The sequence below is a fragment of the Rothia sp. CCM 9417 genome, from assembly GCF_048513575.1.
In the GTDB taxonomy this organism is placed as follows: domain Bacteria; phylum Actinomycetota; class Actinomycetes; order Actinomycetales; family Micrococcaceae; genus Rothia.
Genome location: NZ_JBLXXT010000004.1, coordinates 21,953 through 34,994, shown reverse-complemented (window position 1 = coordinate 34,994; position 13,042 = coordinate 21,953). Strand labels below are relative to the sequence as shown.

Here is a 13,042-nt window from a genome sequence, read left to right as displayed (position 1 = left end):
AGCACCTAGAGCAGCTGCTCCGCCAGTTCCACATCTACCACCAGGTCGGTGATAGCCCCGGTGGTCAGTGCCCCACGCAGGGCGGCGGCTCGGTGTTTGCCGGCCGCGGCGCAGACCCTGCGCCCAATTTTTGCCAGCTCGGCCGGGGTCGGGCCGCTTGCCCGCCGGTTGACGTCCAGGTCGGCCCAGGTGCCGTCCTGACGCACCATGACGGTACACACGTCCCCCACAATCCCCTGTGCCCGCAGGTCCGCTAATTGCTGGGTGTCAAAGTAACGGCCGGCGTAGACGTGGGAGGGAATGGCCCCGCCAAAGGCGCCCACCCCAAAAAGTGCCACATCCGCCTTACGTTGAACGGCCAGCACGCCGCGAATACTGCGCTCGCGCCACATGGCGGCCTTGGTGTCGGCAAAATCAAAGAAGGCCGGGACCGGGAAGTGAACCATCTGCGCCCCGTAGGCCGCTGAAACCTGCCCCAAAATGGCGCCGGAATAGGGGATGCCGGTGTGGCTGGCGTTACCTGCCCCGTTGAGCTGGACAACGGTCACGCCCTCTAGATGACGTTTGGGTAGGTACTGGGCTACCTCCGTGACGGTAGAACCCCAGGCCACCCCCAAGGTGGTGCCCGCAACCATGAGAGAGTCCACCAGCTGGGCGGTAGCGATAGCCACTCGGCGCATCCTGACCTGTTCGGTGGCGTGATCGGGTGGGCGCACCACCTGCACCCGCACCCGGTAGAGGTCCGCTAGGCGTCGTTCCAGCGGGTGCCCCCGGTGGGGCTGTTCCTTGATGTGGATGGTCACCACCCCGGTGTCACGGGCGGCTTTAAGCAGACGGGACACCGTGGGCCGGGACACCCCTAGGCGGCTGGCTATAGCCGCCATGGTCTGCTGTTCGCCGTAGTAAAGCTGGGCTGCTTCAACCAGCAGATTTTCACTTTTGTTCACCATCTTTTTATTCTAAATGAAATTTTGTTCAACTTGCTGGCTTCTGGGCAACCTTGGGCGCTCAAATGGTCTTAGACACTTTTACCGGCACCATCGTCAAAGGAAAACCTCATGACAGCCACCTTCACCACCCAATCCCAGCTCAGCGCTCAGTCCCGTAGACAGGCCCTCGACGCCATGACCGATGAGGCCGGGGTCGATATCCTCGTCATTGGCGGGGGTGTGACCGGCGCAGGTATCGCCCTGGACGCAGCAACCCGCGGGCTTCGCACCGCCATTGTCGAAGCTGGCGACTGGGCTGCTGGAACCAGCGCCTGGTCCTCCAAACTGGTTCACGGTGGCCTGCGCTACCTCTACAACCTAGACTTCAAGCTGGTAGCCGAAGCTCTCAAAGAGCGCGGCCTGCTCCTGGAGCGCACCGCCCCCCACCTGGTCAAGGCTCAACCCTTCCTCTGGCCCCTTAAAATGCCGGTAGTGGAACGAGCATACTCGGCTGTGGGCATCGGCATGTACGACACCATGGCCTTCCTAGGGGCCGGTGGCCACCGCGCTGTACCGGCCCAGCGTCACTTCAGCAAGGAAGGAACCAAGAGGGTTTTCCCCGGCATCAAGGACTCAGCCTTTAGCGGCGCTATCCAGTTCTACGATGCCCGGGTTGATGATGCCCGCCTGGTCATCGACCTGGTTCGCACCGCCGCAGGCTACGGCGCTCTGGCCGCTTCCCGCACACAGGTAACTGCCATTGAGAAAGACGCCTCGGGCCGTGTAACCGGTGCCCAGATTGTTGACCTAGAGACCGGCCAGGAAAAGACCGTGCGTGCAGGCCACATTATTAACGCCACCGGCGTGTGGACCGAAGAAACCGAATCTATGGCCACCTCAAACAAGGGCTTGGAAGTCCTAGCCTCTAAGGGCGTTCACATTATTGTTCCCCGTGAGCGCATCAAGGCCAGTAGCGGCATCTTCACCAAGACCGAGAAATCTGTACTGTTTATCATTCCCTGGCAGCGCTACTGGATTATCGGCACCACCGACACCCCCTACACCGAGGACCGCGAGCGCCCCGTGGCAACCAAGGCCGATATCCGCTATGTGCTAGATCAAGCCAACAAGCTGATTGCAGATGAGCTGACCGAGGACGACATCATCAGCACCTACGCGGGCCTGCGCCCCCTGCTACAGCCGGTTGCCAAGAAGGGCGAGGCGGCCGCTTCTACCAAGGTCTCCCGTGAGCACACCGTCATGGAAATTGCCCCCGGCATGAGCGCAATCGCCGGTGGTAAGCTGACCACCTACCGGGTCATGGCTCAGGACGCGGTGGACTTTGCTCTAGGGCGTCGTGCCAAGAACCTGCCATCGGTGACCGAAAACATTAAGCTGGTCGGTGCCGAGGGCTATGAGGCTCTTGCCTCCCGGTCAGAGGCTTTGGCAGGCGAGAACGGTTGGGGTGCCGACCGCGTAGAGCACCTGCTGGAGCGCTATGGATCTGAGCTAGCAGATATTATTGCCCTCATTGAGCAGGATTCGTCCTGGGGCACTCCCCTGGCTGAAGCCCCCCAGTTCCTGCGGGCCGATGTGCTCCAGGCGGTGCGGGCCGAAGGTGCCCTGCACCTTGAGGACGTCCTGGTCCGCCGTATCCGCCTGGATCTGGAGGCAAAGGACCGGGGCCTGTCAGCCGCCGATGAAATTATCGAGATTATGGCGCAGGAGCTGGGCTGGGACGAGCAGACCTGCCAGCAGGAGAAAAAGCTCTATGGTGAGCGGGTCCAGGCTATTGCCGCCGCCCAGCAACTGACCACAGATTCTGAGGCAGCCGCAGAAGTTCTGGGGGCGACCCCGGTGGCTCCTCGCCAAGCGGTTGAACAAGCTCACTAGCTTTTGGCTTGAGCTAAACCACCTATTTATATCCAATCATGGGTGCAGCCCTCCGGGGTTGCACCCACCACAATGACGTGAAAGAGGTCAATGATGAGCTCATTACTGGTAGCTGGCGCTGAGGCCACTGTCCAGGCTACTGCCCAGGCCAGCGCCCTGGTGACCGCAGAGGGTAACGCCACCTTGTTAGGCGCCTTCTTTTCGGAGATTTTAGGAACTGCCACCCTCATTTTGATGGGCGCTGGAGTCTGCGCGGCGGTCACCCTACCTAAGTCGGCGGCCAAGAACACAGACTGGCTGACTATTGCCTTTGGTTGGGGTTTTGCTGTCTTTGCGGCGGTCTACATTGGGGCGCCTTCTGGGGCCCACCTGAACCCGGCGGTCACTCTGGGCCAACTCGTGGCGGGTAATGATTTTGCCCCCGGAATCGCTCCCTCCATGAGCGCGCTACTTGTTTATGTGGCTGGCCAAATGATTGGTGCTTTCCTGGGTGCCTGGGGTGCTTACCTGGTCTACAAGAAGCACTTTGATGAGGCTGAGCCGGGAACCACCCGAGGGATTTTCTGCACTGCACCTGCCATCCGCTCCTACGGCTGGAACCTGCTAACCGAAGCCGTCGGCACCTTTGTCTTGGTGGGTTTCGTAGTGGCCTCCGGTCGCACTCCCTCGGGTCTGGGGCCTTTGGCTGTTGCCCTGATCGTTGTGGCTATTGGCCTGTCCCTGGGTACCCCCACCGGCTACGCTATCAACCCCGCCCGTGATTTAGCCCCCCGTATAGCCCATGCCCTGATGCCTATCAAGGCTAAGGACTCTAGCGACTGGGCCTACTCCTGGGTTCCTGTTGTTGGCCCCCTCCTTGGCGCTAGCCTAGCGGCCCTGATTATCCCCGCCATCCTGGCTCTCTAAAACCACCCCTATACACCCGGTAAGCCCAAAGAGGGGTTTACCCTCACAGAAAAGGTTGGACTATGTCACAGCTTCCAGAACGCAAGAAATACATCCTTTCCATCGACCAGGGAACTACCAGCTCCCGCGCCATTCTTTTCACCAAGAAGGGCGAGATTAAGAGCGTCGGTCAGCACGAGCACGAACAGATCTTCCCCAAGGCCGGCTGGGTAGAGCACAACCCCATGGAAATCTGGGAGAACGTCCGCAAAGCCGTGGGCGAGGCCATGAGCAAAGCTGAGGTCAACCATCACGAAATCGCTGCGGTAGGCATCACTAACCAGCGCGAGACCGCTGTGGTCTGGGATAAGACCACCGGTAAGCCGGTCTATAACGCTATTGTCTGGCAGGACACCCGCACCCAGAAAATCTGTGATGAACTCGGTGGTGAAGCTGGCCCCGGCAAGTACCACGACATCGTGGGCCTGAATCTGGCCACCTACTTCTCCGGCCCCAAGATCAAATGGATCCTTGATAACGTCGAAGGTGCCCGCCAAAAGGCTGAGGCAGGAGACCTGCTTTTTGGTAATACCGACACCTGGGTTCTCTGGAACCTAACGGGCGGTGTGGATGGTGGCGTGCACGTCACCGATGTCACCAATGCTTCACGCACCCTGCTCATGAACATCCGCACCCTAGAGTGGGACGAATCCATCGCAGCGGATATGGGTATCCCTCTGAGCATGCTCCCTGAGATCAAGTCATCCTCGGAAATTTACGGCTACGGCCGGGCCCAGGGCTTGCTCAACGGCACCCCCATCTCCGGTATTTTGGGTGACCAGCAGGCGGCCACCTTTGGTCAGGCTTGCTTTGAGAAAGGCATGGCTAAGAATACGTACGGCACCGGCAACTTCATGCTCATGAACACTGGCAACGAGCCTGTTATCTCTGAGAATGGCTTGCTAACCACTGTGGCCTATAAATTAGGTGACGCTGACCCCGTTTACGCTCTAGAAGGTTCGGTTGCTGTCTCCGGTTCACTGATCCAGTGGTTGCGCGATAACCTCAAGATGATTGATGATGCCGCCGAGTCAGAGAAGCTGGCTACCAGCGTTGAGAACTCCGGCGGTGCCTACGTTGTGCCTGCTTTCTCCGGTCTTTTTGCCCCCCACTGGCGCTCAGATGCCCGTGGTGTGATTGTGGGCTTGACCCGTTACGTCAATCGGGCACATATTGTGCGTGCGGCCCTGGAGGCTACCGCCTTCCAGACCCGCGAAGTCCTGGATGCTATGAACGCCGATGCCCAGGCTGCAGGCTCCAAGGTTTCGCTGGAAGAACTGCGTGTGGACGGCGGTATGACAGCCAATGAATTCCTCATGCAGTTCCAGGCTGACCTGCTGGGTGTGCCTGTTATTCGCCCCAAGGTCATTGAAACCACTGCCCTCGGTGCGGCCTATGCCGCAGGTATTGCGGTGGGCTTTTGGGAGGGCGAACAGGACGTCATTGATAACTGGGCCGAAGATAAGCGCTGGACCCCGCAGATGGACCAGGCAGAAGTGGACCGCCAGTACCGCCTGTGGAAGAAAGCCGTCTCTAAGACCCTAGAGTGGGTAGATGAGGATGTAGAAGAGAGCTAAGAAACCGCCAGATTCCTCAACCCATTTAATTTTTTTGAAGGAAGTACCTCTGCCCGCCACATATGCTGTGTGGCGGGCAGAGCTTTTAAGAATACGAGTATGACAAGATAGTTCTATGACCTACCATGCCCATACTCTGACTCCGCTGGGTCTGATGATTCTAGCCTCCGATGGTCAGGCCCTTACCGGTGCCTGGTTCATGGGTCAGGCTCACTTCCCGGCAGAAGATCAGCTGGGGCAGGAGGTTGAGATCAGTGATTGCCACTTGCTCACCAGGGCGCAGGCCCAGCTCCTTGACTACTTGGAGGGGGGGCTCACTGATTTTGATCTTCCGCTGGCTCCTGATGGCACTGACTTTCAGCTGGCGGTCTGGCAGGCTCTGAGGGATATCCCCTACGGCTACACCACTAGCTACGGTGCTATCTCTAAAATCGTGGGCCCTGGTGCCCCCGCTCAGGCCGTCGGCCAGGCGGTAAGCCGTAACCCGATTTCTATCTTTATCCCCTGTCACCGGGTGCTGTCTGCCGACGGCAAACTGACCGGGTATGCTGGCGGTTTAGAACGCAAGCAGTTCCTCCTGTCCCTGGAAGCCCCTAGCGCCCAGGAAGAGGGGCGACTCTTCTAAGGCCCCTTGGCAGGGTAAATGACCGGCACACTCAATGGTAAGGGGCTCTGTGAGCTGAGGTTCTGCCATGAGATCCGCCCGGCGCATAGCACCCAGCACCTGCACCCTGTACCTGCACCCAGGTCAAGCTATCTTCCGTTACCGGGCAGAAAAGAGCCCGCCCTCCTGATCGGTGGGCGGGCTCTCTAGGCTCTAGGGCTTATGCTCATTAGGCTGCAGGCATGACCAGGGACAGGACATAAACCCAGATGCAGAGGATGACTAAGAAGGCTAGGGAGAACTTGATGGCGGCGTTGGTGATCTTTGACTCTTGACCGGACATGTTCACGGATGCGGCCGCAATAGCAATCGACTGCGGTGAGACAGCCTTGGCTGCTACGCCACCGGCAGTATTAGCGGCTACCAGCAGGCTGGGTGCGGCACCAATCTGAGTTGCAGTGGTGGCCTGAAGCCCAGCAAAGAGAGTGTTGTTATTGACCACAGAACCGGTAACAAATACGCCGATCCAGCCGATGACGGGTGAGAGCAGCGGGAAGATTGAACCGGCAGCGGCCAGAGCTAGCGCCAGGGCTGAGGACATGCCGCCAAAATTCATAACGTTTGCAACGGCCATGACCAGGCAGATCAAGAGGATGGGCTGCCAGAGCTGCTTCCAGGCTCCACCGAGCTCTTCAAAGGCCGCAGACCAGGAGATGTTGGAGAGAGCGATAGTAATCAGCGCTGCGATCAAGATAGCTGTGCCGGAAGCGCCCAGGAGGTTCCAGCTCCATACCGCCTTCATGGGGGTTTCTTGGGCCACGATGGGAGCGACTTGGGCGATCTGACCGTGGAGGGCAGGCATCTGAAGCGGGATAGTGGTGAAGTTCAGTGCGCCAGCTGCAGCATCAGCGGTCTTGGCCTTGACCAGCCCCTTGATGAGCGGGGTTGACCAGAGCAGAATCATCATCGAAAGAATGATGAAGGGGCTCCAGGCCTTGACGATGCCAGAGAAGGTAAACCCGGTTGGGTTTTTCCCCAGTTCTTCAAGGCTCGGTGCGCCGGGTTCGCGGTAGATGTGGGCAGGTTGCCATTTCATCATGACCAGCGCCAGGACGACAAGGCCCAGCAGGTAGGGAATGATGTCAACGAGTTCAGGGCCCAGAATCACCAGAACACCAGCCTGACTTGCAGAAACAAGCAGGCCAAGGCCCAGGGCTACCAGACCGGTTTCTTTAAGGCCCCGCAAGCCATCCAGCACCATCACCAGCAGGAGGGGAATGAAGATGGTGATAACTTGAAGCACCCAGACCATCATGCCGTTCAGGTCAGCCTGCGGAACACCGGATACGGTGGAGCCGGTCAGAACCGGGATACCGATAGCTCCGTAGGCACCGGAAGCTACATTGGAGAGCAAGGCAACAAGACATGCCTTGACGGGGTCGAAGCCCAGGGTCACGAGCAGGGCTGCGCAGATAGCGATGGGGATGCCGAATCCGGCGGCGCCTTCTAAGAAGCCCCCAAAGCAGAAAGCGATCAGGAGGACCTGGATGCGCTGGTCAGCAGAGATAGCGGAGACTGAGCTACGAATGATTTCGAAGTTACCGGCGCGAACGGTAATGCGGTAGAGCCAGACTGCCATCAGAACGATCCAGCCGATGGGCCACATGCCGGAGAGGAAGCCGTAACCGATAGCGGAGATGGAGGCCGCAAAAGGCATACCGAAAACTAGTACGGCCAGCGCCACAGCCGATGCCAGAGAGATCAGGGCCGCGTGAAGGCCCTTGAGCTTGAAGACGGTGAGTCCCAGTAGGAAAGCGAGAATAGGGACGGATGCTAGGAGTGCTGAGAGTGCTTGATTGTTCAGTGGGTCATAGACCTGCTGCCACATGTGTATGGTTCCTTAGGTACGGGGCCTAGCCCCATGGTTGGTTTTGTGTGCTTTTTGCACGATTCCTCTTCTAAATTACCACTTAATCAAACATAAAAATTACATAAACAATGTGTGGGCTCACAGCCGTCTTAGGGTCAATAAACACTAAAGTCTATGACTGAGCTCTATCCCCGAGCAGACATGACGCTGTTCGTTTATTGCCCCTTGTCAGAGCTGCTTTGGGGTCTTTATGTCACAGCAGAGGTAAGGTTTTTTCCCTTTACACCCTAAGTCAGTGGACTTGCTTACATTTTTTCGCCCAGGCCTACCCCTCTATGTTTCAGTAGCCCGCCAATGTTGCCTCAGCCACTCCTGGCTGGTTTTCAGGCAGCAGAAGTCCCTGCCCAAGGTCTATCAGTCCGGTGCATTGCTGAACAGACAGGAGCAACCTGGTCAATTGCTGAGTGGCACGTTCAGGATCACGAAAAACCTGATAGTTAAAATCTTTTAGAGGGGCAAATATATTTACCCCTCTAAAAGACTTTATTATTACCACCATATACTAAGTTTGAACTCCAGCCCTTCTTCAGCCAGGATCTCCGCTAGTCTGATATATTCGCGGTCAATTTTTGCCCGAACTTTTTGTGATGAAAATGTAAAATGACCGTTTTCATCTTCCTTAAATTCTTTTTCGAAGTTTTCAGCCCACTCAATACACTGCTGATAAATTTTTCTAGGAATTTTATTTATATATTCTTCAAACTCCTCATAGTTCGAGAATCCGCTAATGTGGTATATAGGCTCATTGAATGGAAAATATGTATGGTAGAAACTGAACTCCGGCAGATATTTTCTTTCCATGATGATTTAGCACCTATGGTTATTTGCTGGATAGGAGGTAATGACCTTTTTATTATTTATAGAAATCATGACAGTCGGGTTGATTGTCTTTTTCTTGACCGGCGCTCCGTTGATAACCTCATACACTTCTATTGGCCTAGTGTAGCAAGGTTTTTGGCTTGGTTTTTCTGCAGAGTAAGCGGGAGATTCTAAAGAGGCTTGGGTGGCTAAAACCATGCAATCATCCCAACAACCTTCGAACCCTCCCTGCTAACTTTCCCCTAGAGATTCACGCCTTTCCCTAACATATATATCCACTATCTGAATCGCCACAATATAGGTTTATTTCCCCATCATTCTGTGATTTAAAAGTTCAAATTTTTGTCCCCAAAGCCAGCATCACACAGGCCGATAGTTACCGGATTTAGATACACAGTTACTCCATTATCTATATCCGTCGCTGTTTCTCTTAAAGATTCACCCGATACCACTGTTTACCTTCAGGGGCTTTCAATAAGAATCTGCTATCCGTCGCCGGGAAGTTGACGCTAGAAGCTCATCTTCAGTCAATATTCTCTTCACTGAGATAAGCCGCAGGAGTCGCCCTCTTCGGCCATCCCTGTAACAAGAATACCTGTAGCATTACCTGCTAAAATTTTCCTCAATATATACATAACTTCCTTTCCTTCTAGGACTCCCTTGCCCTAGCGATTGGCGATGTAATTCATATTACAATAAGAGTAAGTGCAAGAATCAACTGAATGTCTAATATTCTTTTGGTACCAGGGAAAGCTAGCCAGCCTCAAGGCCCCTCAAGAATGTCGAACCACCGCCCCTCAAAAGCCTAGCCCATTCGCCGCGGCCAGAATGGGGGGCAATATCAGACAGGAGGTGACGCTAGAGCCGAACTAGGGTTCGCCGGGGTTCAGAGGCCTCCACGACCATGTCATCAAGAGTTCGCGCCAGACTTGTCGCTCGGATCCCCGGGCTAAAAACTGTGCTGTCAGTGGGCAGGTGCAGCTCACCGTGATGGACGGTAAAGTCCCGCACCCGGGTGCGGTAGGGGCTGTAGATGTGAACGCTTGGTGGGATACTAGCCAGAGGCAGTCCGTGGAGTAAAGCCGCAGTCTCGTGGCTGAAAATTATCCCCTGGTTCTGTAGGGCCAGAGCAAGCACACGGGCCAGGTAGCCTTGCTCACCGGTAAGTTCCTCCCAGTCGCGCCGGTGCATGTAAGCGCCCCGGGTTACCCGGCTATAGCACCCCCGTGCAATGGCTCTTTCCAGCTGGTAGCGGCTACTATAGCGGGCGCTCAGTTCACGAATGGTCAGTAGTTTTTGGGCGAGAGTTTCTAGCTGTGTCATGGCATCAAGCTAGCAAGAGCCGCTATGACTGATCGCTTCATCCATGCCTGTGGATTGGGTGAGGCAGGCTTCTACTCCTCGATTCCCTAGAAAGATAGGGGGATGCCTGAGAAGAAGGCATCCGTAAGTGGTGAAGAAGGTAGGCTCTGTGACCTAGCAGTCCACAGCCAAAGAATGTGATGGGTTTTTGGTGGAAGATGGCACATACAGGGCGCATGGCTTGAAAAGTAGGCACAAAAAAGCCCCGGTTACAAGGTTTTTACCCTAGTAATCGGGGCTTTGTCTGTCGGGTTGACAGGATTTGAACCTGCGACCCCTTGACCCCCAGTCAAGTGCGCTACCAAGCTGCGCCACAACCCGATTGTCTCTGGTGAATCTTTCGATTCTCCCGAGCACTCAGATAACTATACACAAGATTATTTATCAGCGCAAAATCGAAGAAGCTCTTTGTGCCCATATTTTCGGTGTTCTACATCACCCCAGGTTCTGCTGGTGCTTGCTACTGGTCAGCGACCGTGCCCATAGCATGTAGCTTCATATACCAGGCGACCAGAAACTAAGCGCAAGAGTCCTCAGACTTTGCCTGCCTCTCCCCCGCACACAAGGACGCCGGTGGCTGGAGCCGCTGGCGGCCAGCTACCGGCGTCCTTGCATATAGACCAGGGAGGGCTCCCTCCCTAGCGGCGGCTCCCCTTAGCGGACTTACCGCTCTGGCGCTCCCCTAGACTGCGACGCTCACGCACACGCATGGTGATATCAATCGGTGTACCGGTGAAATCAAAGGTCTCGCGCAGACGGCGAACAATGAAACGGCGGTAGCCCGGGTCCAAGAAACCCGTGGTAAAGAGCACGAACTTGGGCGGGCGGGACGATACCTGGGTGCCGAAGAGAATGCGGGGCTGCTTACCGCCACGCAGAGGGTGCGGGTGGGCCGCAACAATCTCGCCCAGGAAGGCGTTGAGCTTACCGGTGGGAATACGGGAGTCCCAGGACTCCAATGAGCGCTCCAGGGCTGGCACCAGCTTGTCCTTATGCCAACCGGTCCTGGCGGAGATATTCACGCGCGGTGCCCAAGTCACGTGGGCTAGGTCGCGGTCAATTTCGCGTTCCAGCATTTCCCGGCGGTCCTCATCGAGAGTGTCCCACTTGTTGAAGGCCAGCACCATAGCGCGACCAGCATCAACGGCCATCTGGATAATACGGACGTCCTGTTCCGAGATAGGTTCTGAAACATCGAGCAGGACAACAGCAACCTCAGCGCGCTCAATAGCGGTCTGGGTGCGCAGGGATGCGTAGAAGTCAGCCCCCTTAGCCATGTGGACGCGGCGGCGAATACCGGCGGTATCCACAAAGCGCCAGGGGCGGCCACCTAGCTCAACGATTTCGTCAACAGGATCTCGGGTGGTACCGGCCAGGTCGTTAACCACGGCACGTTCCTCGCCAGCCAGCTTATTCAACAGGGAGGACTTGCCCACATTGGGTCGGCCGATCAGCGCAATACGTCGAGGGCCCCCCAGAGCTTCAGGCTCAGCGTACTGAGAATGCTCGGGCATGACCTCAAGCAGGGCATCCAGCAGGTCAGCTAGACCGCGCCCGTGCAAGCCAGAAACGGGATAGGGCTGGCCCATGCCCAGCGACCAGAGGTTGTGCACGTCGGGTTCCTGGTGGGCGTCGTCAATCTTGTTGGCAATCAGCAGAATGGGCTTATCCACGCGGCGGAGCATACGAACAATAGCTTCGTCGGTAGCTGAGATGCCGACCAGGGCATCAAGAACCAGCAGAACAACGTCAGCGTGAGCCACAGCGATTTCGGCCTGAGCCGCAACCTGAGCGTCAATGCCCTGAGCATCAGCTTCCCAACCACCGGTATCAACCAGAGTGAAGTCCTTACCGGACCATTCAGCCTTGTAGGAGACCCGGTCACGGGTTACGCCGGGCTTGTCCTCAACAACAGCTTCTCGGCGGCCCAGAATACGGTTGATAATGGTGGATTTGCCGACGTTGGGGCGGCCCACGATAGCTACGACGGGGTCAGCCTCACGGTCCTCGTCTTCATCGGCGTCAAAGCCCCAGGAGGCCAGCAGCTCCCGGTCTTCTTCATCCAGTGCGTAGTCTTCAAGCCCGGCGAGCAGCGCTTCAGCGCGCTGGTTGGCGGTTTCATCGTCAATTTCAGCCAGGCGGTCTGATACATCATCAGTGCCGCCGGCTAGGAATTTAACCTCATAGTCGTCTTGGGGTGCGAGTTCTTCGCTCATAGGCGATACCTCCTGTGGTGGTTTCCGGCTAGCGCCGGTGCATTGGTTGATAAGTCTAGTTGATGGAGTGGCAGTAGCCAGTGGTTTAGCGGCCTAGTTGCTGGTCAACTGCGGAAATAACGGCAGCAACAGTCTCTTCAAAGTTCAGCTCGGAGGAATCCACCAGGGTGACGCCGGCAGCTGCCTGGGTAAAGCTGGTGACCTGTGCGTCCTTTGCATCACGGGCCGAGACCTGTGCGGCTAATTGTTCTTTATTTTGGGTACCGCCAAGCTGAAGGCCCCGGCGGGCCAAACGAACTTCTTCGCTAGCGGTCAGCAGGATTCGAGCATGGGCCTCGGGAGCAACAACGGTGGTGATGTCACGGCCTTCTGCGACCATGCCAGCCGGTGCCTGGGCAATAAAACTTCGTTGCAGGTCAATCAGAATCTGGCGTACGTCCCGGTTTGAGGCAACGGCAGAAACCGCCTCGGAGATTCGTGGTTCACGGATAGCATCGCGTACATCAATACCGGCGACCTGGATCACTTCCTGATCGGGGCTGGTGCCCTGAAGGTAGGGGAAGGCACGGGCGGCAGCCACCAGGGCATCCGCATCTGAGGTGTCAACCTGCTGATCCAGGCAGTACCAGGTCAGGGCGCGGTACATGGCTCCGGTGTCAAGGTAGTCCAGGCCGTAATGGCGGGCCACCGCCTTAGACACCGAAGATTTACCGGAGCCGGAAGGGCCGTCAATAGCGATAACGAGCTTCTCAGTCATGTGTTCTCCT

Annotated in this window: 10 protein-coding genes and 1 tRNA gene; 4 read left to right on the top strand and 7 right to left on the bottom strand. The window is 56.7% G+C overall.

Going from position 1 to position 13,042, the window contains the following annotated elements; all coding sequences use genetic code 11:
- Positions 1–5 precede the first annotated feature (5 nt).
- Positions 6–950 (bottom strand): sugar-binding transcriptional regulator, encoded by a 945-nt coding sequence (locus ACN082_RS06410; protein ID WP_419100023.1) that lies wholly within the window; start codon positions 948–950, stop codon positions 6–8.
- 108 nt (positions 951–1,058) lie between these two features.
- Between ACN082_RS06410 and ACN082_RS06405 the strand changes: the two genes are divergently transcribed.
- The 4 genes from ACN082_RS06405 to ACN082_RS06390 all read left to right on the top strand — a co-directional run bounded on the left by ACN082_RS06405 (position 1,059) and on the right by ACN082_RS06390 (position 5,969).
- Positions 1,059–2,822 (top strand): FAD-dependent oxidoreductase, encoded by a 1,764-nt coding sequence (locus ACN082_RS06405; RefSeq protein ID WP_419100022.1) that lies wholly within the window; start codon positions 1,059–1,061, stop codon positions 2,820–2,822.
- Between the two features lie 93 nt (positions 2,823–2,915).
- The gene (locus ACN082_RS06400) at positions 2,916–3,728 is read left to right on the top strand and encodes an MIP/aquaporin family protein (protein WP_419100118.1); all 813 of its coding nucleotides are present in this window, start codon (positions 2,916–2,918) and stop codon (positions 3,726–3,728) included.
- A gap of 62 nt (positions 3,729–3,790) precedes the next feature.
- Entirely contained in the window at positions 3,791–5,344 is a 1,554-nt protein-coding gene (gene glpK, locus ACN082_RS06395; protein ID WP_419100021.1) for a glycerol kinase GlpK, read from the top strand.
- A gap of 115 nt (positions 5,345–5,459) precedes the next feature.
- Entirely contained in the window at positions 5,460–5,969 is a 510-nt protein-coding gene (locus ACN082_RS06390) for a methylated-DNA--[protein]-cysteine S-methyltransferase (protein WP_419100020.1), read from the top strand.
- A gap of 208 nt (positions 5,970–6,177) precedes the next feature.
- On the opposite strand, the gene ACN082_RS06385 is transcribed toward ACN082_RS06390, so the two are convergent.
- The 6 genes from ACN082_RS06385 to cmk form a co-directional block, all read right to left on the bottom strand.
- Positions 6,178–7,836: an L-lactate permease gene (locus ACN082_RS06385; RefSeq protein ID WP_419100019.1), complete on the bottom strand. Its 1,659-nt coding sequence runs from the start codon at positions 7,834–7,836 to the stop codon at positions 6,178–6,180.
- A gap of 531 nt (positions 7,837–8,367) precedes the next feature.
- A complete protein-coding gene (locus ACN082_RS06380; protein ID WP_419100018.1) occupies positions 8,368–8,679 on the bottom strand; it encodes a hypothetical protein in 312 nt (103 codons plus the stop codon).
- An 876-nt stretch (positions 8,680–9,555) separates the two neighbouring features.
- Positions 9,556–10,020 carry a hypothetical protein gene (locus ACN082_RS06375; RefSeq protein WP_419100017.1) on the bottom strand — a complete coding sequence of 155 codons (465 nt, stop codon included), beginning with the start codon at positions 10,018–10,020 and terminating at the stop codon, positions 9,556–9,558.
- A 286-nt stretch (positions 10,021–10,306) separates the two neighbouring features.
- Positions 10,307–10,380 (bottom strand) — tRNA-Pro (locus ACN082_RS06370).
- Between the two features lie 317 nt (positions 10,381–10,697).
- Complete coding sequence (gene der / locus ACN082_RS06365) at positions 10,698–12,275, bottom strand: ribosome biogenesis GTPase Der (RefSeq protein ID WP_419100016.1); 1,578 nt, start codon at positions 12,273–12,275, stop codon at positions 10,698–10,700.
- Between the two features lie 85 nt (positions 12,276–12,360).
- Complete coding sequence (gene cmk / locus ACN082_RS06360; RefSeq protein WP_419100015.1) at positions 12,361–13,032, bottom strand: (d)CMP kinase; 672 nt, start codon at positions 13,030–13,032, stop codon at positions 12,361–12,363.
- Between the last annotated feature and the right edge of the window lie 10 nt (positions 13,033–13,042).